19 protein-coding genes and 2 tRNA genes are annotated in these 23539 nt (G+C 59.6%); 5 read left to right on the forward strand and 16 right to left on the reverse strand.

Features of this window, described 5'->3' with window-relative positions; genetic code table 11:
- Window positions 1-7 precede the first annotated feature (7 nt).
- The 5 genes from ACA055_RS05995 to rimO form a co-directional block, all read right to left on the reverse strand.
- Entirely contained in the window at window positions 8-778 is a 771-nt protein-coding gene (locus ACA055_RS05995) for an SDR family oxidoreductase (protein WP_497682788.1), read from the reverse strand.
- A gap of 136 nt (window positions 779-914) precedes the next feature.
- Window positions 915-1385 carry a YehS family protein gene (locus ACA055_RS06000; RefSeq protein ID WP_083374900.1) on the reverse strand — a complete coding sequence of 157 codons (471 nt, stop codon included), beginning with the start codon at window positions 1383-1385 and terminating at the stop codon, window positions 915-917.
- A 76-nt stretch (window positions 1386-1461) separates the two neighbouring features.
- Window positions 1462-2172, reverse strand: coding sequence for an rRNA pseudouridine synthase (locus ACA055_RS06005; RefSeq protein ID WP_497682789.1), 711 nt, complete (start codon window positions 2170-2172; stop codon window positions 1462-1464).
- Between the two features lie 180 nt (window positions 2173-2352).
- Window positions 2353-2826 carry a GNAT family N-acetyltransferase gene (locus ACA055_RS06010; protein WP_497682790.1) on the reverse strand — a complete coding sequence of 158 codons (474 nt, stop codon included), beginning with the start codon at window positions 2824-2826 and terminating at the stop codon, window positions 2353-2355.
- Window positions 2827-2950: 124 nt separating this feature from the next.
- Window positions 2951-4288 (reverse strand): 30S ribosomal protein S12 methylthiotransferase RimO, encoded by a 1338-nt coding sequence (rimO, locus tag ACA055_RS06015; RefSeq protein ID WP_497682791.1) that lies wholly within the window; start codon window positions 4286-4288, stop codon window positions 2951-2953.
- 444 nt (window positions 4289-4732) lie between these two features.
- Here rimO and ACA055_RS06020 point away from each other — a divergent pair, with 444 nt between their 5' ends.
- Window positions 4733-6634, forward strand: a complete 1902-nt coding sequence (locus ACA055_RS06020) for a potassium transporter Kup (protein WP_497682792.1) — start codon at window positions 4733-4735, stop codon at window positions 6632-6634.
- A gap of 62 nt (window positions 6635-6696) precedes the next feature.
- Here the strand turns inward: ACA055_RS06020 and ACA055_RS06025 are convergent, their stop codons facing one another.
- From ACA055_RS06025 to ACA055_RS06040, 4 genes are all read right to left on the reverse strand, one after another.
- Entirely contained in the window at window positions 6697-7986 is a 1290-nt protein-coding gene (locus ACA055_RS06025; RefSeq protein WP_497682793.1) for a virulence factor family protein, read from the reverse strand.
- Window positions 7986-10628 (reverse strand): bifunctional lysylphosphatidylglycerol flippase/synthetase MprF, encoded by a 2643-nt coding sequence (mprF, locus tag ACA055_RS06030; protein WP_497682794.1) that lies wholly within the window; start codon window positions 10626-10628, stop codon window positions 7986-7988. Before mprF ends, ACA055_RS06025 begins: the two co-directional genes overlap by 1 nt.
- Window positions 10629-10906: 278 nt before the next feature.
- Window positions 10907-10983: transfer RNA gene (locus ACA055_RS06035), tRNA-Met, on the reverse strand.
- A gap of 219 nt (window positions 10984-11202) precedes the next feature.
- Window positions 11203-11279 (reverse strand) — tRNA-Met (locus ACA055_RS06040).
- 302 nt (window positions 11280-11581) lie between these two features.
- On the opposite strand from ACA055_RS06040, the gene dinB reads away from it, so the two are divergent.
- The gene (dinB, locus tag ACA055_RS06045) at window positions 11582-12643 is read left to right on the forward strand and encodes a DNA polymerase IV (protein WP_497462735.1); all 1062 of its coding nucleotides are present in this window, start codon (window positions 11582-11584) and stop codon (window positions 12641-12643) included.
- 113 nt (window positions 12644-12756) lie between these two features.
- Here the strand turns inward: dinB and ACA055_RS06050 are convergent, their stop codons facing one another.
- The 4 genes from ACA055_RS06050 to ACA055_RS06065 all read right to left on the reverse strand — a co-directional run bounded on the left by ACA055_RS06050 (window position 12757) and on the right by ACA055_RS06065 (window position 17569).
- A complete protein-coding gene (locus ACA055_RS06050) occupies window positions 12757-13710 on the reverse strand; it encodes a hypothetical protein (RefSeq protein ID WP_497682795.1) in 954 nt (317 codons plus the stop codon).
- A 17-nt stretch (window positions 13711-13727) separates the two neighbouring features.
- Window positions 13728-15443 (reverse strand): proline--tRNA ligase, encoded by a 1716-nt coding sequence (locus ACA055_RS06055; RefSeq protein WP_497682796.1) that lies wholly within the window; start codon window positions 15441-15443, stop codon window positions 13728-13730.
- Between the two features lie 141 nt (window positions 15444-15584).
- Window positions 15585-17144: an AmpG family muropeptide MFS transporter gene (locus tag ACA055_RS06060; RefSeq protein WP_497682797.1), complete on the reverse strand. Its 1560-nt coding sequence runs from the start codon at window positions 17142-17144 to the stop codon at window positions 15585-15587.
- A 44-nt stretch (window positions 17145-17188) separates the two neighbouring features.
- A complete protein-coding gene (locus ACA055_RS06065) occupies window positions 17189-17569 on the reverse strand; it encodes an MGMT family protein (protein WP_497682798.1) in 381 nt (126 codons plus the stop codon).
- A 135-nt stretch (window positions 17570-17704) separates the two neighbouring features.
- On the opposite strand from ACA055_RS06065, the gene ACA055_RS06070 reads away from it, so the two are divergent.
- The gene (locus tag ACA055_RS06070; RefSeq protein ID WP_497682799.1) at window positions 17705-18712 is read left to right on the forward strand and encodes a DUF481 domain-containing protein; all 1008 of its coding nucleotides are present in this window, start codon (window positions 17705-17707) and stop codon (window positions 18710-18712) included.
- 112 nt (window positions 18713-18824) lie between these two features.
- Here the strand turns inward: ACA055_RS06070 and ACA055_RS06075 are convergent, their stop codons facing one another.
- On the reverse strand, window positions 18825-19034 hold the full coding sequence (locus ACA055_RS06075) for a cold-shock protein (RefSeq protein ID WP_002554837.1): 210 nt from the start codon (window positions 19032-19034) through the stop codon (window positions 18825-18827).
- A gap of 354 nt (window positions 19035-19388) precedes the next feature.
- Here ACA055_RS06075 and dcd point away from each other — a divergent pair, with 354 nt between their 5' ends.
- Together dcd and ACA055_RS06085 are read left to right on the forward strand one after the other, a co-directional pair.
- Window positions 19389-19955 carry a dCTP deaminase gene (dcd, locus tag ACA055_RS06080; RefSeq protein ID WP_028622498.1) on the forward strand — a complete coding sequence of 189 codons (567 nt, stop codon included), beginning with the start codon at window positions 19389-19391 and terminating at the stop codon, window positions 19953-19955.
- Window positions 19956-20060: 105 nt separating this feature from the next.
- Window positions 20061-20270: a hypothetical protein gene (locus ACA055_RS06085; protein WP_150630745.1), complete on the forward strand. Its 210-nt coding sequence runs from the start codon at window positions 20061-20063 to the stop codon at window positions 20268-20270.
- A gap of 49 nt (window positions 20271-20319) precedes the next feature.
- On the opposite strand, the gene pdeM is transcribed toward ACA055_RS06085, so the two are convergent.
- Both pdeM and ACA055_RS06095 read right to left on the reverse strand, forming a co-directional pair.
- Complete coding sequence (gene pdeM / locus ACA055_RS06090) at window positions 20320-20976, reverse strand: ligase-associated DNA damage response endonuclease PdeM (protein ID WP_497682800.1); 657 nt, start codon at window positions 20974-20976, stop codon at window positions 20320-20322.
- Window positions 20973-23462 carry a ligase-associated DNA damage response DEXH box helicase gene (locus ACA055_RS06095; protein WP_497682801.1) on the reverse strand — a complete coding sequence of 830 codons (2490 nt, stop codon included), beginning with the start codon at window positions 23460-23462 and terminating at the stop codon, window positions 20973-20975. The genes pdeM and ACA055_RS06095 overlap by 4 nt, the downstream gene beginning before the upstream one ends.
- Window positions 23463-23539 lie beyond the last annotated feature (77 nt).

The following is a 23539-nucleotide window of genomic DNA, read 5'->3' on the forward strand; positions in this document are numbered from 1 at the left end:
GCCGATTTCAGAGACTAAACCCACCATCCAACGGAATGATATTCCCGGTCATGTAAGCTCCGGCCGTACTCGCCAGGCTGATGGCCAACGCCGCCATCTCTTCCTCTCGACCCCAGCGCTTCATGGGAATCAACGCCGTATCTTCGGCCAACGCCTGTTCATCATTGCCGATGTGCTGCGTCATCTTGCTTGGAAAACGCCCCGGTGCAATCACGTTGACGTTGATGTGCTGGCTCACCAGTTCCCGCGCCAGAATCCGCGACAGTTGATGTAGGGCCGCTTTACTCGGCCCGTAGGCATACGCCTGTTCGCCGAAGGACGAAATCCCGGCGACCGAGCCGATGTTGATGATTCGCGCCGGATTGGCTTCGGAACCGGCTTTGCGCAGCAGCGGCAGGAACTGCTGAATGCAGTTGAACACCGAGGTCACATTGAGCTGCATGACCTTTTCCCAGCCTTTGATCGGGTAGCTCTCCAGCGGCGCGCCCCAGGTCGTGCCGGCGTTATTCACCAGAATATCCAGATGGCTGATCTGTTCTCCCAGGCGTGCGGCCAATTGCTGCACGCCTTCTTCATTGGCAAGGTTGGCGGCCACGGCGTGGCAAGTCCCGAAGGTGCTGAGTTCAGCTGCGGTCTGTTGGCAAGCTTCGGCGTCCCGGGCGCAGACGTACACGGTAGCGCCGGCCTCGACATAGGCCTTGGCGATCATTTTGCCGATACCGCGGGTGCCACCGGTCACCAGAGCGGTGCGGCCTTGCAGGGAAAAATAAGGGTGCATGGCGAATCCTGAGAGCTGAGGGTCAATACACCCTAGTCGTCAGCCGCCTGAAGCGGAGCCACTATTTTTGCGAGGAATGAGGATCTATACAGCCTGGCCTTGAACTGCAGGTTTGCAGTTCAAGGCTGGCAGGCGATTACTGCGGGCGAACGCGTAGGGTCAGGCCCTTGAGGAAGTTGCGCAGCAACTGGTCGCCGCACGGGCGGTAGTTGGTGTGGCCGAACTTGCGGAACAGTGCGCTCAACTCAGGCTTGGACACCGGAAACTCGGACGCCTTGAGGATCGCGTGCATGTCGTCTTCTTTCAGTTCGAAGGCTACGCGCAGCTTTTTCAGGATGATGTTGTTGGTCACCGGTACTTCGATCGGCTGCGGCGGACGGCTTTCGTCCTTGCCGCGCTTGAAGATCACCAGGCCATCGAGGAAGTGTGCCATGACTTCGTCCGGGCAACGCACGAAGCCTTCCTCGTCTTCCTCTTTCTTGTCGAGGTAGGTCAGCAGGTCTTCCAGGGACACGTCCATGCCACCGATCTTGATGATCTCGATGACTTTCTTGTCGCTGATGTCGAGCATGTAGCGCACGCTGCGCAGTACGTCGTTATGAATCATGGTGTGCAATCCTGATATTCAGCAGTGGGCGCCGCATAAAACAGCGGCGCCGAAATGTGTGGCGGCGTGAGAGGTCTTAGAACTTCTCTTTGCCGGACAGGTAGCGCCATTGCCCCAAAGGCACTTTGCCGATGGACACGCCGCCGATGCGGATGCGACGGATGGCGACAACCTTCAGGCCCACGGCCTGGCAGAACAGGGCAATCACGCCCGGTTGTGGGTTTTTCATTGCAAAGCGCAGACGGTTTTCGTTCTGCCAGCTGGCTTTGACCGGCGGCAGTTCCTTGCCCTTGTAGGTCAGGCCGTGGTTCAGGCGGTTGAGGCCGTGAGCCACCATGTCGCCCTCAACCTCGACCACATACTCCTGCTCGATCTTGCTGGCATCGGCGGTCAGTTTGCGCAGGATCTTCCAGTCCTGGGTGAACACCAGCAAACCGCTGGCATTGGCCTGCAGGTCGGTACTGGCGGTCAGGCGCAGGAAGTGGCCCTTGAGCGGACGTTTGCTGAAGCGGTGTTCTTCGCTCAGGGTCTCGGCGCTGATGGTCGCCATCGCAGTATCCGCATCCATGCCCGCCGGGACGTTGAACAGGATGGTCACCGGCTCCGGCGCAGTGGCCTTTGCTTCTGGGTCGAGCTCGACTTTCTGGGTGTCGACCTTGAATTGCGGCTCGTCGATGACTTCACCGTCCACGGTGACCCAGCCGCCCTCGATGAACAGCTCAGCCTCCCGACGGGAACAGCCGACGAGTTCGATGAGGCGTTTGGAGAGACGTATCGGGTCAGTCATGACAGGGCCGTAACAAAAAAGGGGTGGGCATTGTACCTGCCTGGCGCCGGTTAATCGCGGGTCCATTTGCGTCGTGTGGCTTTTTGTGGGAGCGGGCTTGCTCGCGAAAGCGATTTATCAGTCAACATTGATGTTGAAACTGATGGCCCCTTCGCGAGCAATCCCGCTCCCACATTTGTGTCAGCCATTGCGGGCCTGTTGCCGGTTTTGACGCAACCGCATGTGCAGCAGCGGATAAGGCTGGCCCATGCCGTCATGCTCGGTGCGGCCGATCACTTCGAAACCCTGCTTGAAGTAGAACCCCAAGGCTTGCGGGTTCTGCTCGTTGACGTCCAATTCATCGGCATTCAGGTGTTCCATGGCATAGCGCAGCAATTGCTTGCCCAGACCTTGGCCACGATGAGCCGGGTCGATAAAGAGCATTTCGATCTTGCCCGCTGCCACCCCGGCAAACCCGGTGATGCGCTGGCGCGAGTCTTTGGTGCAGATCAGCATTACCGCGTCGAGGTAGCGGGTCAGCACCAGGTTCTTCAGCAGTTCAATGTAGCTGTCCGGCAAGAAGTCATGGGTGGCGCGCACCGAGGCTTCCCAGACCCGTGTGAGTTCTTCGTAGTCGCTCTGTTTCGGTGTGTGGATGACCGAATGTTGGCGCATGGCCGGCTGCTCCTTTTTTATTAGCCGTGGCTGGCAATGAGGCGAGTCCTTTCTCCACAAAACGATAGACGTAAAAAAGCCCCGCATCTCGTCAAGAGAGCGGGGCTTTGGGTATTTTTTGCGTTTAGATCTGTTCAGCCCACAGGTCGTATTCGTCGGCGTCGGTCACTTTGCACCAGACCTTGTCGCCCGGCTTCAGGTTGCTGCCGTTGTCGATAAACACGTTGCCGTCGATTTCCGGGGCATCGAAGAAGCAGCGGCCGACTGCGCCTTGCTCGTCGACTTCATCGACCAGGACTTCGATTTCACGGCCGACGCGCATTTGCAGGCGAGCCGAGCTGATGGCCTGCTGGTGCGCCATGAAGCGATCCCAGCGGTCTTGCTTGACGTCGTCCGGCACGATGGCCGCGTCCAGCAGGTTGGCCGGTGCGCCTTCGACTGGCGAGTACTGGAAGCAGCCAACGCGGTCCAGTTGGGCTTCAGTCAGCCAGTTCAGCAGGTACTGGAAGTCTTCCTCGGTTTCACCGGGGAAGCCGACGATGAAGGTCGAGCGGATGATCAGGTCCGGGCAGATCTCGCGCCAGTTCTTGATGCGGGCCAGGGTCTTGTCTTCGAAGGCCGGACGCTTCATCGATTTGAGGACTTTCGGGCTGGCGTGCTGGAACGGGATGTCCAGGTACGGCAGGATTTTCCCGGCGGCCATCAGTGGAATCAGCTCATCGACGTGCGGGTACGGGTAAACGTAGTGCAGGCGAACCCAGACACCGAGGGTACTCAGGGCTTCGCAGAGTTCGGTCATGCGGGTTTTCACCGGCGCACCGTTCCAGAAACCGGTGCGGTACTTCACGTCGACACCGTAGGCGCTGGTGTCTTGCGAAATCACCAACAGCTCTTTGACGCCGGCCTTGACCAGGCGCTGGGCTTCGTCGAGCACGTCACCGACCGGGCGGCTGACCAGTTTGCCGCGCATCGACGGGATGATGCAGAAGCTGCAGCTGTGGTTGCAGCCTTCGGAAATCTTCAGGTAGGCGTAGTGGCGCGGGGTCAGCTTGATGCCTTGCGGCGGCACCAGGTCGATCAGCGGGTTGTGATCCTGACGTGGCGGCACGGCGTCGTGCACGGCGTTGACCACTTGCTCGTACTGTTGCGGACCGGTCACGGCCAGCACGCTTGGGTGCACCTTGCGAATGTTGCCTTCTTCGACGCCCATGCAGCCGGTCACGATGACCTTGCCGTTTTCCTTGATGGCTTCGCCGATTACTTCCAAAGACTCAGCCTTGGCCGAGTCGATGAAGCCGCAGGTGTTGACCACCACGACGTCGGCGTCCTGATAGGTGGACACAACGTCATAGCCTTCCATGCGCAGCTGGGTAAGGATGCGCTCGGAGTCGACCAATGCTTTTGGGCAACCCAGGGATACGAAGCCAACCTTGGGATTGGCCGGCGCAGGAGTGGTGGACATGTCTAACCTCGGTATTTGTGACGCCTCCAGCCGATAGCGGCAAGGCGACTGACGGGCGCTTGGCGTCCTGCCTCGTGAATACGCTGCTTTTTGACGAGTGACTGTTTTTGCCAGGCAAGGCGCCGCGCCGAGTCATAGCTCGCTATGGCGAGAAGCGGCAACGCAGCATGGCAACAACAGGCGTCGTCAAAAAGCGGCAGTGATTCGCGAGGCAGGACGCTTTGCCTCTGATCAAAAAGTGCGCAATTCTAGCGATGGGAGGCGCACTTGACCAGCTTTATGCAGGGAAATACGACGAGTGCTGCGCTATGCTTCGCGCCGTTACGCTTTGCAGATTCTTTATAGTCAACAAAACGTCTGTAACAACAAGTAAAACAGCGCATGCTGACTGGCAAAGCATAGTGCTTTTTTCAGGAAGTCCGGTCTGGGTAGTGGGAGTGGTGGATGGGTCAGGCAAGTAGTCAGGCGGCGTGCGCCGAGCATTCGGCGGCGAAACCGATCGGCATGCTGGTCGCGGCGGTCGGGGTGGTTTACGGCGATATCGGCACGAGCCCGCTGTACACCCTCAAAGAAGTGTTTTCCGGTGGTTATGGCGTGCCCGTCACCCATGACGGGGTGCTGGGGATTCTGGCGCTGATCTTCTGGTCGCTGATCTGGGTCGTCTCAATCAAATACATGCTGTTCGTGCTGCGCGCCGACAACCAGGGCGAAGGCGGGATCATGGCCCTCACCGCGCTGGCTCGGCGGGCGGCGGCGGGGCACGCCAGGTTGCGCACCTTGCTGGTCATCTGCGGACTGATCGGTGCGGCGCTGTTTTACGGCGACAGCATGATCACCCCGGCGATTTCCGTGCTTTCGGCAATTGAAGGCTTGGGGCTGGCGTTCGAAGGCATCGACCATTGGGTGGTGCCGCTGTCGCTGATCGTGCTGGTGGCGCTGTTTCTGATTCAACGTCACGGCACCGCGCGCATTGGCATTCTGTTCGGGCCGATCATGGTGACCTGGTTTGTGGTGCTGGGGGCGCTCGGCGTCTACGGCATCCTGCAGCACCCGGAAGTGTTGCAAGCGATGAACCCGGTGTGGGGCGTGCGCTTCTTTGTCGTGCATCCCGGCATGGGCGTGGCCATCCTCGGCGCGGTCGTGCTGGCACTGACCGGTGCCGAGGCGCTGTACGCCGACATGGGCCATTTCGGTCGCAAGCCGATTGCCCGCGCGTGGTTCATTCTCGTGCTGCCGGCACTGGTGCTGAACTACTTCGGCCAGGGCGCCTTGCTGCTCGGAGATCCGGAAGCGGCGCGTAACCCGTTCTATCTGCTGGCGCCGAGTTGGGCGTTGATTCCGCTGGTGGGGCTGTCGACGCTGGCCACGGTGATTGCTTCGCAAGCGGTGATTTCCGGCGCGTTCTCCCTGACCCGCCAGGCGATTCAGCTTGGCTACATTCCGCGCATGCACATCCAGCACACCTCCAGTGCCGAGCAAGGTCAGATCTACATCGGTGCGGTGAACTGGTCGCTGATGGTTGGTGTGATTCTGCTGGTGCTGGGCTTCGAGTCCTCAGGCGCCCTGGCCTCGGCCTACGGTGTGGCGGTAACCGGCACGATGCTGATGACCACCATCCTGGTGTCGGCGGTGATGTTGCTGTTGTGGAAATGGCCACCGATCCTCGCGGTTCCAGTGTTGCTCGGATTCCTCTTGGTGGACGGTCTGTACTTCGCCGCCAACGTGCCGAAAATCATTCAGGGCGGCGCGTTCCCGGTGATCGCCGGTATCGTGCTGTTTGTGCTGATGACCACCTGGAAACGTGGCAAGCAGCTACTGGTCGAGCGTCTCGACGAGGGTGGATTGCCGCTGCCAATCTTCATCGGGAGTATTCGCGTGCAACCGCCGCATCGCGTCCAGGGCACCGCCGTGTTCCTCACCGCGCGACCGGACGCCGTGCCCCACGCGCTGTTGCACAACCTGCTGCACAACCAGGTGCTTCATGAGCAGGTGGTGCTGCTGACGGTGGTGTACGAAGACATCCCACGGGTACCGCCGCAACGGCGCTTCGAGGTGGAGTCCCACGGTGAAGGTTTCTTCCGGGTGATCCTGCACTTTGGCTTTGTCGACGAACCGGACGTGCCGGAGGCACTGAAGCTATGTCATCTCGATGACCTGGACTTCAGCCCGATGCGCACCACCTACTTCCTCAGTCGCGAGACAGTCATCGCCTCCAAGCTCGAAGGCATGGCGCGCTGGCGAGAGGCACTGTTCGCCTTCATGTTGCAGAACGCCAACGGCAACCTGCGTTTCTTCAATCTGCCGCTGAACCGGGTGATTGAGCTGGGTACTCAGGTAGAAATGTAAGCCCCATCAAAAACCCCCGTTGCCATGGCGGCAGCGGGGGCTTTTTAGTAGGGCGGTTCAGCTCACTCTTGCGCGACGTTGCTCTGGCGCTTCTCGATCACATCCACCAGGCGTTGGGCCAGTTTCGGATAGTTCTCGTCGAAGTGGTGGCCGCCAGGCAGTTTGATCGCCTCGCCCACCGCGGTCTTGTCGGTGCAGCCGCTCTCATCGGTTTCCTCTTCGCCGTAGATGCACACAACTTTGGCCGCTGGCAGCTTGGCCATTTCCGGGCCGGTGGCGGCTTCTTTGCCGGCGTTGCCGAGCCAGCCTTCGACTTCGATTTCGAAGCTGCCGGTACGGGCGAAGGCCAGCAGGATGATTGCGTCGACGCGCTGCTGCTCCGATGGCTCCAGGCGGTTGTAGATCGCTGGCAGTACATCGGCGCCGAAGGAGTAACCGGTCAAAATGAAGCGCTTGGTGCCCCATTTCTGCCGGTAGTGCTGCATTAGCTCGGCGAGGTCCAGCGCGCTTTGCTCCGGGCTCTTGTGCTGCCAGTAGTAGCGCAGGGTGTCGATGCCGACTACCGGATAGCCGATCTTGGCCATTTCGCCCGCAACATCTCGGTCCAGGTCACGCCAGCCGCCATCACCGGAAAGGAATAGCGTCACGGTGTCCTTGGCCTGCCCGGCCGGGACTTCGACGACCGGAATCTGCAGCCCGCCAGCCGCTTTATCACCGCCGACGAGGAGCTTGCGCAGTTCATTGTTCAGCACTTGCGGCAGGTTGATGTCGTAGTCGCTGATGCTGGTTTCGGCGTTGGGTTGGTCTCGCACGAAGCCGGCGCTGGTGTCGTCCGGGTTGTCGTTCCACGCCACCAGCCAGTGACCGTGGGCGGCACTTTTTGGCAGCAGGTGCGTGCAGCCGGGTTTTTCCAGGGCCAGGTCGACCGAAACGGCTTGGGCCTTTTCGTCCTTCTGCTCGGACAACCAGCGCCACGCCAGCACGGCGCCAGGGCCGATACCGCTGACCAGGGTTGCCGGTCCTTTGAGTTCTCTCAGGCCCGATTGCAAGGCGCGACTTTGCAGCAAGCAGTCTTTGGGCAGGATCACTTGGACGATCTGCGCCGAGCCGGCGCGGCTCAGGGTCATCAATTGTTTGTCGCTGAGTTTCTGCTCTTCATTGACCGCCACCAGCACCTGGGCGCGTGGCGTGTTGCCGGGAATGACGCGAGTCATCGCGGCGCCATTGGCCGGCGTCAGCTGTTCGAGGGTCGGTTCGGGTGCCGGGCGTTTCAGGTACCAGTAACCGCCACCGAGAATCAGGGCCAGCACTACCAGTGTGGCCAGTACGTACCGCAGGGAGCGTTGCATCATCAGCGTTTCACCAATCCAGTCAAACCGCCCGCAATCAGGGCAGCAGTGTCGGCCAGGGCAACCAGCGGATCGAGTCCGGCGGGCACGGCCATATAACGGGGTTCCCAGTCAGGCTGGAACTTGTCTTTGAAGCGGCGCAAGCCTTGGAAGTTGTAGAGTTGCTCACCACGGCGGAAGACCATCGAGCCCAGGCGCTGGGTCAGTGGCGCGCCGCGACGGGGTTGCAACCCCGACAACGGCACCATGCCCAGGCTGAAGCGCGCGTATCCATGATTTTTATAATGTTGAATCAGGCCGACCATCATGAACTCCATGGTCAGCTTGGGCGCGTCCGGGTGTGCGCGCATCAGGTCGAGGCTGGCCAGGTCATGGCCGTAGGTCTCAAGCAGGTTGGCGAAGGCCACCGGACGTCCTTCGAAACGAATCACCGCAACACGGAAATGTTTGAGGTAATCATCGCTGAAGCGGCCGAGGGAGAAGCCTTTCTCGCGCACGTTCTTGCCGGTCAGCCAGGCATCGGAAATCACCTTGAGCTCATCCATCGGCGCTTGTCCCGGATCAAAGATCTCCAGCGACAAGCCATCGCGGGTGCCGCGGTTCCAGGTGTAGCGCAGGTCTTTCATCTCTTTGCCTTTGGCTTCGAGATCAAAGCGCTGCAGATCGACCCGGGCTTCCTCGCCGAGCTTGATCGCCGTCAGGCCGATGTCCATGTAGTACGGCAGGTTCTCGGCGCGGACTTGATAGAACACGGGACGGGCGTGGTGGATGTCGCACAGGTCGCGGAACTGCCAGATCATCTCCGCCCGTTGCAGGCTTGGCCCGATCGGGTCATACAAGGCCACCAGGCTGCGACCACGGCGGGCGTACATCAAGAACGCCTCGTCGTTAGGGTGAAACAGCAACGCCTTGTCACCGGTCAGGACCAGGCCACCGTCCGGTTGCGCGGAGGCCATGAGGATTTTTATTGCGCGGTCCAGTTCATCGGGTGTCGGCAGATGGATCACCGGGCGCGCTGTGCGCAACAGCCAGGTCAAGGACACCACCACCAGCAGAACCGCGGCGCCGAGCAGTGAACGCAAGCCACGGGGTGCATCGGCGTCGAGGGTGAACTGCCACCAGAGTTGATGGCTGTAGGGGACGTCCTGATAGGCGAACAGCAACAACCAGATCGACGCACCTAGAACACACAGGCTGGCCACCAGATACAGCGGCGAGAACGGCAGTTCGGTCAGGCGGCTGGGGCGGTAGAACGAGCGCCGGAAAACCCCCAGCAAACTCGCCGTCAGGGTCAGCAGGAAGGCTTCTTCCCAGTCGAAGCCTTTAAGCAGAGAGAGCAGGGCGCCGACCAGCAACAGAATAGTGGTCAGCATCCACGCCGCCGATAGTCGGCGACGCAGGCCTTGCGCCAGCAGCAAGCAAATAACGCCGATCAGGCTGGCGCCGAAGTGCGAGGCGTCGACCAGTCGATGTGGGATCAGAAAGCCGATGTGTTCCAGGCGCGTATCGATTTCCGGGGTCACGCCGGAGAACAACAACACCACGCCGGACAAGAACACCAGCACCGCCAGAATCGGTGCGGCCAAACCCGAAGCGGCGCGCAGCGACTGACGCGTCTGAAACAGTCGCTGACCTTCGTTGATCAACAGCAGCAAACAGGCCACCAGCAGCGGCAGCACGACATAGATCAGGCGATAGAGCAGCAGGGCGGCAGCCAGTGGCGCGGCGCCGAGCTGGTCGGCGAAGGCGGCCAGCAGAATCGCTTCGAACACTCCGACACCGCCAGGCACGTGGCTGAGCACGCCGGCGGCCAGGGCCAGCAAATACACCAGTAGGAACGCGCCGAACGGTGGCGCTTCCGGCAGCAGCAAATAGAGCACGGTCGCGGCGGCGGCCACGTCCAGGGCCGTGATGACCAGTTGCAGGAACGTCAGGCGACGGCCCGGCAGGCGCAGAGTGCGGCGCCCGGCCTTGACCAGGAGGTTGTCCGGGTAAGGTTGGTCTGCCAGTCGGCGGCGATAGATGCCGATGGCCAGAGCCGCGACAAGCAGCAGCACGGCCACGGCAATCGCGCCCAGCAACGTCTCGGACAGACCCAGGGCCGCAGAGGCGGCGGGCAGGTTGCTCAGGGTTGCCAGAGCGGCCAACGGGGGCAGGGCGCAGCCGAGGGAGAGGCTGGCAAACAGCGTCATGTGGGCGACTTCCGAAGCGCCCAGACCATGACGTGCATATAAACGGTAGCGAACCGAGCCCCCTGAAAGCATCGAGAGACCGATGGCGTTGCCGATGGCGAATGCGGTGAACCCGCCCAGGGCCAGGATTCGCGGCGGCAGCGTTACGCCGGCATAACGGCTGGCCGACCATTCATAACCCAGCAGAATGATAAAGCCGACCAGGGTCGCGCCCAGCGCACCCAGCAACGCCGGTTTCGGAACGTCGAGAATCGAGTCGTGCAGGGCGTAAAGATCGAGTTCGCTCAGCAGGTGGCGACAGGCAATCAGCGCGATCGTGAACAACAGCAGCGTCACCGCCAGGCCGATGGGCTGACGATACTTGCTGACCAGATCCAGCAGGCGCAAACGCTCGGCTTTGATCGGTTGTGTCGCTGTGACGGTGTCTTGTGGATCAGACGAGTTGGCGCGCATCAATCACCTCTTGGATTGTGCGCGACAGGATGGGGGTATCCAGCCAAGTTACCAATCCCTGTAGAAAAAAATAATCACAAAATGTTAACGCCTCTCGCTGGAATTCTGCGAGGGCATGTCATCAGTCGAGAAGCGTTTGCCCGCGGTTCAGCATAGTCTGAGCTCGGAGTACAGGTGGTCCCGAACAGTTCACGGCACAGTGACAGGTCATTGTTGCGAAAGGACTTTTTCAACAGACACAAAAAAGGCCACTCTTTCGAGTAGCCTTTTTTGATGTTTGGTTGCGGGAGCCGGATTTGAACCGACGACCTTCGGGTTATGAGCCCGACGAGCTACCAGACTGCTCCATCCCGCGTCTGTGTGGCGGCATTCTACAGGCGAACGCCGGAGTGTCAACCGTTAATCCTGAACCGGGTCAAATAAGTATAAATGAGCATCGAACGGTTGCAGAGGAGAGCTAAGTTTCGGAATCAGAACGATTTCTCATTTCTCCCCTGGGAAAGCTGTGTGCGTCGTTTTGCAAAACAGACACGCACAAAAAAGGCCACTCTTTCGAGTAGCCTTTTTTGATGTTTGGTTGCGGGAGCCGGATTTGAACCGACGACCTTCGGGTTATGAGCCCGACGAGCTACCAGACTGCTCCATCCCGCGTCTGTGTGTCGGCATTCTACAGAGGATCGCAGGGCTGTCAACCTTAGATCCTGAGAAAACCTGTTCAGGTTCAATCGCTTAGCTTGATGGGGAGGTGGGTCAGAACGCCTGCGGGCCAGACGTGGCAAGGCTTTCAGCTCTATCGAGAGGTGCTTTTCGATTGAGAAAATAAATTCATCCGGCACTCTTCCTACGCGTTGCAAAGAACATTCAGACTACTGGTGCTATATACAGGTGTCAGTGAGATACTGCTGATCCGGCTCTCCATGAGGCCGTTTCTTCACCATGAACAGCGCTTTTATATGACGCAGCGAAAAATCATCCACGTCGATTGTGACTGCTTCTACGCCGCCATCGAGATGCGTGACGACCCGCGCCTGGCTGGCAAGCCACTGGCTGTGGGCGGGTCGGCGGATCGTCGCGGAGTGATCGCCACCTGCAATTATGAGGCGCGGGCCTACGGCGTGCGTTCTGCGATGTCTTCCGGGCACGCCTTGAAACTGTGCCCCGACCTGACCATCGTCAAGCCGCGCATGGACGCCTATAGAGAAGCGTCGAAGGAAATTCACACGATCTTTCGCGATTACACCGACCTGATCGAGCCGCTTTCCCTCGACGAGGCCTACCTTGATGTGTCGGACAGCGCGCATTTCGGCGGTAGCGCCACGCGAATTGCCCAGGATATTCGTCGGCGCGTGTCCAATCAGTTGCACATCACGGTCTCGGCCGGCGTGGCGCCGAACAAGTTTCTCGCCAAGATTGCCAGCGACTGGAAGAAGCCCAACGGTTTGTTCGTCATTACCCCGGATCAGGTCGAGGATTTTGTCAGCGGTTTACCCGTCAGCAAGCTGCACGGCGTAGGCAAAGTGACCGCCGACAAGCTGGGCAGGCTCGGCATCGTTGATTGCTCGCACTTGCGCGAATGGGACAAGTTGGCGCTGGTGCGAGAATTCGGCAGTTTTGGCGAGCGGCTTTGGAGTCTGGCGCGTGGGATCGATGATCGGTTGGTGCACAACGACAGTCGTCGACAGTCGATCAGTGTCGAAAACACCTACGACGTGGATCTGCCGGATCTGGTGAGTTGCCTCGATAAATTGCCCGAATTGCTGGAAACACTGAGTGGCCGCATGGCGCGGATCGACAGCAGCTATCGGCCGGGCAAGCCGTTCGTCAAAGTGAAGTTTCATGACTTCACCCAGACCACACTGGAGCAGGCCGGGGCAGGGCGGGATCTGGGCAGTTATCAGTTATTGCTGACCCAGGCCTTCAATCGCGGCGGGAAGCCGGTGCGGCTATTGGGAATCGGGGTGCGGCTGGAGGATTTGCGGGGCGGGTTTGAGCAGATGGAGTTGTTTGAGCGGTAGCTGTCTGGTTTGAATTCAGCGGTGCTTGTCAGATAGCCTTCGCGAGCAAGCCCGCTCCCACAGGTGCTGCATCGTCCTTGTGGGAGCGGGCTTGCTCGCGAAGCTTTTAAGGCTTAGTTCGGTCCCGGATCTGCGACCAATCGTCCGCCATCCTTGGTCAATGACTTCAGGAATTCACTCTGCAGCTCGGGGTCGTTGCGGGTCAGTTCGATCAGACTCTGTTCCAGCTCGCTGGCTTCTTCTTCCAGGCCTAGTTCCGACAGGCGCTTGACCCGATGTACCCACTGGCTCACTTCGTCATCTTCGAGGTCGTCGTAAATCAGCCCGTGAGCTTCGAGCAGCTTGCCGCGCAAGGTGTTGCTGAGCGCCAGGGAAGAGTCGGTGTGCACGTCGTCCTTGGAATCTTCAACACTGATCTGCAGCTTGCCCAGATGATTGATGTCATGTTCGGCGAACGGGCTGTCCAGCAGGTTCAAGCGCAATACGCCGTTTTTGTCGGTGCTCAGCTCGAAGGTTTCCTTGCCCGCCTTGACCTGAACCGGACGCTCGCTCCACGGCAGGCTCGAATACTCCGTGCGCTTGTCGAGCTGGACTTCGTCGATACCGGCCAGGTTCTGCTGCGCGCGACCGTTGGATTGCACGTTCATGAACGGGTTGAGCCCGGCGAAACCGTAGCTGAGCCAGTCCTTGGTCATGCTGTCCGGCAGATTGCCGAGGGCGAACACGTTGGCCACGTTCGCGCCCACACCGCCCACCACCGCCACCGCGCCCAGCGGGATCTCGTAAGCCTCCCGCCAGGGTTGGTAAGGCGTGTAGCGATCGTAGTGACGCGTGACTTCGAATTCGGTGACTTCGAAAGTCTTCTGCTCGTGGATTTTCACCCGGCGTTGCGGCAGCTCAAGCACCTTGGGCTCACCAACATCGATCTGCAGGCTGTGATCGAGCAATTTGCGCTCGACGCGTTCCTCGTGCTCACTGCGTTGCGACATGTGATTGGCACAGCCGCTGACCAGCAGGGTGCCGCACAGGGCGGCACCACCGAGGCCTAAGGTGTTTCGCTTGAACATGACTTCTCTATCTGGTGTCAGCGGCGGATACGGGCCTGGAGGAAAGACAGCACGTCAGCGACCGGTAGCGCATGCGCCTCGGGCTCGGTGCGGCTCTTGTATTCCAGATTGCCTTCGGCGAGGCCGCGGTCACTGACCACGATCCGGTGAGGAATGCCGATCAGCTCCATGTCCGCGAACTTGATGCCCGGGCTGGTTTTTTTGTCGCGGTCGTCCAGCAGTACTTCGAAACCGGCTGCAGTCAGTTCTGCATACAGCTTGTCGGTGGCTTCGCGAACCTGTTCGGTTTCGTAGCGCAGTGGCACCAGGGCAACCTGGAATGGCGCCAGGGTGTCGCTCCAGATGATCCCGTTCTCATCGTTGTTCTGCTCAATAGCGGCTGCTACCACGCGGGATACGCCAATGCCGTAGCAACCCATTTCCAGGGTCACCGGCTTGCCGTTCTCGCCCAGCACTTCGCACTTCATCGCTTTGCTGTACTTGTTGCCCAGCTGGAAGATGTGCCCGACTTCGATGCCGCGCTTGATTTCCAGGGTGCCCTTGCCATCCGGGCTTGGGTCGCCGCTCACGACGTTGCGCAGGTCAGCAACGGTCGGAACCGGCAGGTCGCGCTCCCAGTTCACGCCGAAATAGTGCTTGTCGTCGATGTTGGCACCGATGCCGAAGTCGCTCATCAACTCGACGGAACGGTCGATGATGATCGGCAGTGGCAGGTTCAGCGGGCCGAGGGAGCCGGCGCCAGCGCCAATGGCGTCGCGCAGTTCGGCTTCGGAAGCCATGACCAGAGGGCTGGCAACGCCAGGCTGGTTGGAAGCCTTGATTTCGTTCAGATCGTGGTCGCCACGGATGATCAGAGCAATCAGCTTGCCTTTCTCTTCAGCGTGGACCACCAGCGTCTTGATGGTCTTTTCGATCGGCAGGTTGAAGCCTTCGACCAGTTGCGCGATGGTCTTGGCGTTCGGTGTGTCAACCAGGCGCAGCTCTTCAGTCGGTGCGGCACGGGAGGTTTCGCGCGGCACGGCTTCGGCTTTCTCGATGTTCGCGGCGTAGTCGGAACCGTTGCTGAAGACGATATCGTCTTCGCCGGACTCGGCCAGCACGTGGAACTCGTGGGAACCGGCACCGCCGATGGAGCCGTTGTCGGCCTCAACAGGACGGAACTTCAGGCCCAGACGGGTGAACACGTTGCAGTACGCCTGGTGCATGCGGTCGTAGGTGACCTGCAGCGATGGCTGATCGGCGTGGAACGAGTACGCGTCCTTCATGATGAATTCGCGACCGCGCATCAAGCCGAAGCGTGGACGGATTTCATCACGGAATTTGGTCTGGATCTGGTACAGGTTGATCGGCAGCTGTTTGTAGCTGCTCAACTCGTTACGCATCAGGTCCGTGATCACTTCTTCGTGAGTCGGGCCGGCGCAGAAGTCGCGACCGTGGCGATCCTTGAAGCGCAGCAATTCAGGGCCGTACTCTTCCCAGCGACCGGATTCCTGCCACAGCTCAGCCGGTTGGGTGCTCGGCATCAACACTTCGAGAGAACCGGCGGCGTTCATTTCTTCACGAACGACGGCCTCGACCTTGCGCATCACTCGCAAGCCCATCGGCAGCCAGGTGTAGAGGCCCGAGGCGAGTTTGCGGATCATGCCGGCGCGCAGCATCAGCTGATGGCTGATCACGACCGCATCGGAAGGCGTTTCTTTCTGTGTGGCGAGCAAAAATTGACTGGTGCGCATGGTTGGCCGTTGTCGGTTGCTGATGACGAGAAATGACGGAGCATTGTACGGGCGAGATCTGCTGGCGTACAGGCGTGCGGTCGGCGGTGTGGCAGGAGGGCGGGATTCTCCACGCCCTCAGCGATGCTTCCTACAAAGAATCTACGATTCTTCCGCAACCTGGGTCGGGACCGGTTCTGGCGTCGGTGTCGGCCCTGCGCGGCGGTTCTCCTGGAACCAGTGCAACGCGATCAACAACAGCGTCGGAACGCCCAGCAGCGCAGTGATCAGGAAGAAGTCGTGATAGCCGTATTTCTCCACCATGACCCCTGAGTAACCACCGATCAGGCGTGGCAGCAGGAGCATGATCGAGCTGAGCAGGGCGTACTGGGTCGCCGAGAATTTGAGGTTGGTCAGGCTCGACAGGTAGGCGACGAATGCCGAGGTCGCCAGGCCCGAACTGAAGTTATCCAGGGAGATGGTGCCAATCAGCATATTCAGGTTGGCGCCCATATCGGCGAGCATCAAAAACAGCAGGTTGGTGCCGGCCGACGCAATACCGCCGATGAACAGGATCGGCAGAATGCCGAAGCGCACGATCAGCAGGCCGCCCATGCCGGCGCCGACCAGGGTCATGATCAGGCCGAATATCTTACTGACGCTGGCAATCTGATCTTTGGTGAACCCTTGGTCGATGTAGAACACGTTGGCCATCACGCCCATGACCGTATCGGACATCCGATAGGTGGCGATCAGGCCGAGCAGCAGCAACGCTTGCCAGCGGTAGCGCAGAATGAAGTCGTTGACCGGCGTCAGCACCGGCGCAAGTCCTCGGCGGCCCATGGCCGACAGGCACAGGGCGGTAAGCGTGGTGTAGAGAATCGCCCGCAGGAATGCGCGGTCTTCGAGGAGCAGGTCGAGCAGGCTCGCGCCTTCAAACAGCACGCTGGCGAAATCGGTGTTGTAGAGCTGGGTGAACATGGCCGGCACGGACACCAGCAGCACGATCAACACGAACACCGACGCCAGTTGATGCACGAAGCTGTAGCGTCCGGCCTGCAGTTGCGTGCGCAGCGGCACTGGCGGTTCGCGCATGAAAAACGAGGTCAGCAGCGCCGGAACCATCAAGGCGCCGAACAGCAAGTAAGTGCCGGCCCATGCCGAATGCTTGTAGTTGAAACCGGTGGAGCCGAAACCTTCGGCGAAGAACAGGGCACCAGCGGTGGCCAGCAGCGCCGCAATCCGATAGCCGGACATGTAACTGGCGGCGAGCGCGGCCTGACGGCTGTCGTCGGCGATTTCCAGGCGATAGGCGTCCACCGCGATGTCTTGGGTCGCCGAGGCGAACGCGACGACCACGGCGATAGCGATCAGCCAGGACAAATGCTTTTGCGGGTCGCAGAAGCCCATGCCGACGAGGCCGAGGATTACTAATGCCTGAGAAAGCACCAGCCAGGAGCGTCGTCGACCGAGCTTGCCGAGGAATGGCAGGCGCCATTGATCCAGCAGCGGTGACCAGACCCATTTAAAGGCGTAGGCCAGACCGATCAGGCTTGCATAGCCGATGGTTTCACGAGCCACGCCGGCTTCGCGCAGCCAGACCGAGAGTGTCGAAAACACCAGCATGTAGGGCAGGCCGGCAGCGAAACCAAGCAGCAACAGTACAAGTGTTGAGGGGCTGGCATAGGCGGCGAGCGCGGCGCGCCAGGTTTTACGGGGCATGGGCTGAAGTCTGCCTCAAGAATTACGGAAACAAAGCGCGCACTCTAACCGCTGTGCTCTACCGGGCGCCAGCCATGGCGCTGAATATCAACACGATTATTCAGGATACTGATGCCCTCCAGGCGCAATCGCGCGCGTTGTTCGTCCCCCGAAGGGCTGCCAACGGGCAGGCTGATACGCCCGCCGGCACCGAGTACGCGGTGCCAGGGCAGTTTGCTGTCACCCGGCAGTTGGCTCAGTGTCCGTCCGACCCAGCGGGCGGCTCGCCCCAACCCTGCCAGCTCGGCGAGTTGCCCGTAGCTAACCACTTTGCCCTCGGGAACTTGCGCGAGTGTCAGGTAGAGTGCCGTGCGTCGGATTTGCGCCGGGCTTTCGGTTTCAGTGGTTGAGTCGGTCACGTCCGCAGTTCCTGAAAAGTTCGCCATACCGTTCGTAGAGTAAATCCTGAATTGCCAGTTGAGAAATGAACTCAATAGAAATAGTCGGGTCAGTCCTTGCTAGGGTCTTATTCGTATGGATAATGCCGACTTTTTTTCGCAATCTTGAGCCTGTATTTGCTTATGGTGTCCAGAACCCTGCTGTGCCTCGCTGTCCTGAGTGCTTCCACGCCCTTGCTCGCTGATACCGTCTGGCTGAAGAACGGTGACAAATTGAGCGGCAAGATCACGCTGTTCGACGGCGGCAAACTGTTGATTCAGACCGAGTACGCCGGTGCGGTGCCGATCGACTGGAAACAGGTCAAAACCCTGGAGAGCGATCAGCAGCTGCTGGTCAAGCAGGATGCCTACACCGGCGAAAAGGCCAAGGCGCTCCATGCGGCAGAAGACGGCAAAGTGACCCTCGCCAACGGCGACGGCCCCAAGACCGTGGAGCTGGCCAGTATTCAGCAAATGCTCAAGCCCAAGCCGGTGGTCGAGGATTTGGTGTGGAAGGGCAATATCGACGTGGCGCTGGATTATCAGCGAGCGGAAAAAGACACCGATGACTACGACGTCGACTTCAAGACCAGTGCGCGTCATGGCAGATGGCGGCACACGGCGGAAGGTGAGTACAACCGCGAATTCCAGGATGACGTGGTCACCACGGACAACTGGGGGGGTGAATACTCGCTCGACCGTTTCCTGACCGAAAAATGGTTCTGGCAAGGTCGTCTGGTCTATAAGCGTGACAAGGTCGAAGACCTTTCCCGCCAGCGCACCGTCGGTACCGGTCCTGGTTATCAGTTCTGGGATGACGAGCTGGGTGCGTTCTCCTTGGGCTCGCTGCTCAATCGCACCGATTACCAATATAGCGATGGTGGCAAGGACAACTTCTACTCTGTCGCCATGAAGTGGGACTACAACCGTTACCTGATTGGCAAGAAGGTGGAGTTCTTCACCAACGGCGAAGTGGGCAAGCCGCTGGGCGGCGTGGCGGATTACGCGCTCGATGCCGAGGTTGGACTGCGCTACAAGGTGACGGATTGGGCTTCGCTTAACCTGAAGGCCGAGAAAGACATCATCACCGGTAGCGATGAGGCTGACTTGAGCAAGACCCGCTACACCGCAGGATTTGGCGTGACCTGGTAAGACAACAAAAGATCGCAGCTTCGGCTGCGATTTTTTTTTGCCTGGCAAAAACATACAGGCACAAAAAAGCCCCGCTTTTGAGGGCGGGGCTTTTTACTAAAGCAAGTACAAGTTAGATAACTTGAACTTCTTCAGCTTGCATGCCTTTCTGACCGCGGGTAGCGATGAAAGAAACCTGTTGGCCTTCTTTCAGGCTTTTGAAGCCGTCGGATTGGATAGCTTTGAAGTGAACGAACAGGTCGTCACCGGATTGTGGAGTGATGAAGCCGAAGCCTTTTTCATCGTTGAACCACTTAACGGTACCGGTTTGGCGATTAGACATGGTGTAACTCCTTGAACAAAGATAACTGCGACGCAGGAAGAACCCTGGCCGAGACTGAGTGCAAAGAGCAGGAAAAATTCTTGTAGATGGTTGGATCGAAATTCAACATATCGTGTAGAGATTCTCAGTGACACAAGCAGCACAGTGGCGCCACCTTAACCCTTTTTCCGGAACGTGCCAATGCTTCTTGCGAAGGTTTCTCTGTTTTCGTGACTGACGGTGCACCGTATTGCTGGCAAGGACCGGAATTTGCGGGGGATCGGCGAGAATTGTGCCCCGGACTTTGAACCCGAAGCGCGCGCCCGGTAAGATGCCGGACAGATTTTTTCCACCTCGCTATTCAGGACACCCGCCATGAGCATCAAATCGGACAAGTGGATTCGCCGCATGGCGCAAGAGCACGGCATGATCGAACCTTTCGTCGAGCGCCAGGTGCGCGGCGAAGGCGCCGAGCGAGTGATTTCCTACGGTGTGTCGAGCTACGGTTACGACGTTCGTTGCGCCGATGAATTCAAAGTGTTCACCAATATCAATTCGGCGACCGTTGATCCGAAGAACTTCGACGAGAAGAGCTTCGTCGACGTCAAGAGCGACGTCTGCATCATTCCGCCAAACTCTTTCGCCCTGGCGCGTACCGTGGAGTTTTTCCGTATCCCGCGCAATGTGCTGACCATCTGCCTTGGTAAAAGCACCTACGCTCGTTGCGGCATTATCGTCAACGTGACGCCGCTTGAACCTGAGTGGGAAGGCCACGTGACCCTGGAGTTCTCCAACACCACCACGCTGCCGGCGAAAATCTACGCCAACGAAGGCGTGGCGCAGATGCTGTTCTTTGAATCCGACGAAGAGTGCGAAGTCTCCTACAAAGACCGTGGCGGCAAGTATCAGGGCCAGCGCGGCGTCACTCTGCCACGCACCTGATCCATCCATCTGGCAACTAGCGGGAATTCTTGGGCGGGTAGACACTCTATTGGGTGTACTGCCCGGTTCGCGTACAGCGGACGGGCCATTGCTCAGGAGTGCTCTATGAAGATCGATCCGCAAATAAGTGCCGAACTGGCAAGGCTTGAGCCCAATCAGGTTGGCGTCTTGGCCTGGTCCTTGTTGGCACACCCGCCCATCAGCATGGCGGGGGGCATCCCCGGTCAGCCTGATCCCGATACCCCCAACGAACAACCCACCGAACCCGGTGAACCGACATTGCCGGATGAGCCGCCTCCCGCGCCTGTCGCCTGATTGTTAACGCCGAAAATGAATGGCCAGTCAGCTGATGTCTGCAAAGACTTCAGCTGACTGGCCATATTTCGTTGTCGCCTATGACAAAGATCCGACAGCTGTCCTCCCTCTCAACCTGATAGCCCCCCGTGAACGCGCCAAAGGCCGGTAGCAGGCTGACTTCAACACCGAGTTTGAAACACGCCAGTCGCAGGCTCTGTCGGCCCTTGCCGTGCAGGCGGTAGACCGGGTGCACATGGCCGGCCAGCACATGCCTGCACGGATGCGGCTCGGGTTCGTGCTGCAAGGCGAACGGTCCCAGCAGTAGAGGCTCAGGCACCACACGCATGTTCAGCGAGGCGGGCGGATCACCGGCACGTTTGTCGTGGTTGCCGCGGATCAGCGTCATGGGTAAATCAGGATGCCGCGCACGCCACTCCACCAGTGCGCTAAGCGTGGCGGTTGCATGGGAACCGGGGCCGTGAAGAAAATCACCGAGGAAAATCAGCTGACGACAGGGCAGGGTGGCCAGCAACCCGTCGAGTACGGCGATATTGCTGGAGGTGGTGCCCTGAGGCACCGGCTGACCGAGCCTTCGATAGGCGGCGGCCTTGCCGAAATGAACGTCGGCGATCAGCAATGCTTGTTGAGCGGGCCAGTAGATGGCTTTTTCCGGCAACAGCCAAAGTTCTTCACCCGCCAGTCGCACAGGATAGGGAGTGCTCATAGGGGGTTCCCGTTTTCGGCGTTTTTTTCCAGGTCACTGACCATGCGCCGGATCCGATCCGCAAGTTTTTCCGAGCTCATGCTTTCGCGCATACGTTCCACCAGTAGGGGAAATCCCAGAGGTGTAGGGCGTTTGATGTGATGCAGGTCCAGTTTCAGTCGATTGAGCCGCTCCAACGTCTGCTCCAGGCGACGAATATCCAGTTCTACCCGTAAGACTTCTTCCCCCGCCTGAGCCAGCAGCAGATTCCCGGCGTCATATTGTTTGAATACTTCAAAGAACAACCCGCTCGAAGCCTGAACCTGGCGTGTGCTTTTCGGCGCACCGGGGTAGCCGGCGAACACTAGCCCGGCAATTCGCGCGATCTCGCGAAAGCGACGAAGTGCGAGCTCGCCGGCGTTCAAACTGGCGAGCACATCCTCGAGCAAGTGCTCTGGACTCAGCAGTCCGGGATTCAGATGGTCAGGCCAATCCACGAAGGTGGGACTGAGCAGTTCCAGTCCGTAATCGTTGACCGCAATGGAAAATGTCACTGGCAGCCGTTGACTGACCCGCCACGCCAGTAGGCTCGCCAGCCCCAAATGCACTTGGCGCCCGGCAAAGGGGTAGAGGAAAAGATGCCAGCCTTCGCGGGATTTAAGTGTTTCCGCCAGCAGGCTGCTCTCGGTGGGCAATCCCGACCAACGTTTTTGTACCGCTAATAACGGCCGCAGCGCCTGCATTTCAGTGCCGATGAAATGGCCGTGTTGCGCCGCACTGAAACGCGCGATCACTGCTTGTGCCAACTCGCTGGACAGGGGCATGCGACCACCATTCCATCGTGGCACTGCAGCCTTTTTCACGGTGCTGCGTCTGACGTAAGCGGTCATGTTTTCCACGCGTACGAGTTCCAGCAAGCGACCTGCGAACAGGAAACCGTCCCCCGGTTTGAGCCGGGCAATAAACCCTTCTTCGACATTGCCCAGGGTCTTGCCACCGCCGCCCTTGCTCCAGAACTTCAGCTGAATGCTCGCGTCGCTGACGATGGTGCCAATGCTCATGCGATGCCGTCGGGCCAAACGCGCATCGGGTACACGCCAGACGCCGGATTCATCCGGTTCGACCCGGCGGTAATCCGGATAAGCGGTCAGAGAATGTCCGCCATGTCGTACGAAAGCCAATGCCCAGGCCCATTCGGCAAGGGAGAGGTCGCGATACGCCCATGCCCCGCGTACTTCTTCGTACAGTTCATCAGGCAGAAAACCACCGCCCAAGGCCATGCTGACCAGGTGCTGAACCAGCACATCCAGCGGTTTACAGGGCGATTCGCGAGGTTCGATGCGTCGTTGCGTTACGGCGTCCTGCGCGGCAGCCGCTTCGATCAATTCCAGACTGTGGGTCGGCACCAGCGTGACCCGCGACATCCGCCCCGGTGCATGACCGGAGCGACCGGCACGCTGCATCAGCCGCGCCACGCCTTTGGCCGAGCCGATTTGCAGGACCCGCTCCACCGGCAGGAAGTCCACGCCAAGGTCCAGGCTGGATGTGCAGACCACCGCTTTAAGCTGACCGTCCTTGAGCGCCCGTTCGACCCAGTCCCGGGTGTCCCGTGACAGCGAGCTGTGATGCAAGGCAATCAGCCCGGCCCAATCGGGGCGTGCTTCCAGTAGGGCCTGGTACCAGATCTCCGATTGCGCCCGCGTGTTGGTGAACACCAGGCTACTGGGGCTTGAATCGATTTCGGCGACGACCTGCGGCAACATCTTCAGTCCGATATGCCCGGCCCATGGAAACCGTTCGATGGCGGGCGGCAGCAGCGTGTCGACTTTAAGTTCCTTGGAGGCTTGGCCCTGAATGCTGATGCCTCCGCCCTGTGGGATTAATACCTGCTCGGCGTGGGCCTGATTACCCAGCGTTGCGGAAACGCCCCAGACAATCAACCCGGGATTCCAGCGGCGCAGGCGGGCGAGGGCCAGTTGCAGTTGCACGCCGCGCTTGTTGCCGATCAATTCGTGCCACTCATCGACTACCACCATGCGCAAGGTTGAAAGCGCTGTGCGCGCATCGGCACGGGCCAGCATCAGGGTCAGGCTTTCAGGGGTTGTGATCAGCGCGGTGGGCAAGCGTCGACTTTGTCGTGCTCGTTCGCTGCTGCTGGTATCGCCGGTACGCAGGCCGACGCTCCACGGGATCTGCAAGTCGTGCAACGGCGCTTCCAGCGCGCGGGCGGTATCGGCGGCCAACGCGCGCATGGGGGTTATCCACAGCACGGTCAGTGGTTCGGCTAGCGGTTTGCGCTTGCGAGGCTTTTCAACAGGTGGGATAGAGCGAGCGAAGCGATTGAGTGCGGCGAACCAGACAGCGTAGGTTTTACCGGCACCAGTGCTGGCATACAGCAATCCGGATTGCCCGCGTTTGACGGCCGCCCACGCCTGTTTCTGAAAGGTGAACGGCTTCCAGTCGCGGGCGGTGAACCATTGTTTTGCGTAGTCGGGAGTGGTTCCCATGCCGTGACTGTGCGCTCTGAAAGTCTTCTTTCAGTGACCACGGGGGAATGTGACAAGTTTAATAGCGTTGTTTTTGT

This window comes from Pseudomonas sp. LBUM1657, assembly GCF_059716075.1.

What these genes read in the sequence shown, in the direction of transcription:
- ACA055_RS05995 (WP_497682788.1), bottom strand. Translation starts at nt 778, where the DNA reads ATGCACCCTTATTTTTCCCTGCAAGGCCGCACCGCTCTGGTGACCGGT.
- ACA055_RS06000 (WP_083374900.1), bottom strand. Translation starts at nt 1,385, where the DNA reads ATGATTCATAACGACGTACTGCGCAGCGTGCGCTACATGCTCGACATC.
- ACA055_RS06005 (WP_497682789.1), bottom strand. Translation starts at nt 2,172, where the DNA reads ATGACTGACCCGATACGTCTCTCCAAACGCCTCATCGAACTCGTCGGC.
- ACA055_RS06010 (WP_497682790.1), bottom strand. Translation starts at nt 2,826, where the DNA reads ATGCGCCAACATTCGGTCATCCACACACCGAAACAGAGCGACTACGAA.
- rimO (WP_497682791.1), bottom strand. Translation starts at nt 4,288, where the DNA reads ATGTCCACCACTCCTGCGCCGGCCAATCCCAAGGTTGGCTTCGTATCC.
- ACA055_RS06020 (WP_497682792.1), top strand. Translation starts at nt 4,733, where the DNA reads ATGGGTCAGGCAAGTAGTCAGGCGGCGTGCGCCGAGCATTCGGCGGCG.
- ACA055_RS06025 (WP_497682793.1), bottom strand. Translation starts at nt 7,986, where the DNA reads ATGATGCAACGCTCCCTGCGGTACGTACTGGCCACACTGGTAGTGCTG.
- mprF (WP_497682794.1), bottom strand. Translation starts at nt 10,628, where the DNA reads ATGCGCGCCAACTCGTCTGATCCACAAGACACCGTCACAGCGACACAA.
- dinB (WP_497462735.1), top strand. Translation starts at nt 11,582, where the DNA reads ATGACGCAGCGAAAAATCATCCACGTCGATTGTGACTGCTTCTACGCC.
- ACA055_RS06050 (WP_497682795.1), bottom strand. Translation starts at nt 13,710, where the DNA reads ATGTTCAAGCGAAACACCTTAGGCCTCGGTGGTGCCGCCCTGTGCGGC.
- ACA055_RS06055 (WP_497682796.1), bottom strand. Translation starts at nt 15,443, where the DNA reads ATGCGCACCAGTCAATTTTTGCTCGCCACACAGAAAGAAACGCCTTCC.
- ACA055_RS06060 (WP_497682797.1), bottom strand. Translation starts at nt 17,144, where the DNA reads ATGCCCCGTAAAACCTGGCGCGCCGCGCTCGCCGCCTATGCCAGCCCC.
- ACA055_RS06065 (WP_497682798.1), bottom strand. Translation starts at nt 17,569, where the DNA reads ATGGCGAACTTTTCAGGAACTGCGGACGTGACCGACTCAACCACTGAA.
- ACA055_RS06070 (WP_497682799.1), top strand. Translation starts at nt 17,705, where the DNA reads ATGGTGTCCAGAACCCTGCTGTGCCTCGCTGTCCTGAGTGCTTCCACG.
- ACA055_RS06075 (WP_002554837.1), bottom strand. Translation starts at nt 19,034, where the DNA reads ATGTCTAATCGCCAAACCGGTACCGTTAAGTGGTTCAACGATGAAAAA.
- dcd (WP_028622498.1), top strand. Translation starts at nt 19,389, where the DNA reads ATGAGCATCAAATCGGACAAGTGGATTCGCCGCATGGCGCAAGAGCAC.
- ACA055_RS06085 (WP_150630745.1), top strand. Translation starts at nt 20,061, where the DNA reads ATGAAGATCGATCCGCAAATAAGTGCCGAACTGGCAAGGCTTGAGCCC.
- pdeM (WP_497682800.1), bottom strand. Translation starts at nt 20,976, where the DNA reads ATGAGCACTCCCTATCCTGTGCGACTGGCGGGTGAAGAACTTTGGCTG.
- ACA055_RS06095 (WP_497682801.1), bottom strand. Translation starts at nt 23,462, where the DNA reads ATGGGAACCACTCCCGACTACGCAAAACAATGGTTCACCGCCCGCGAC.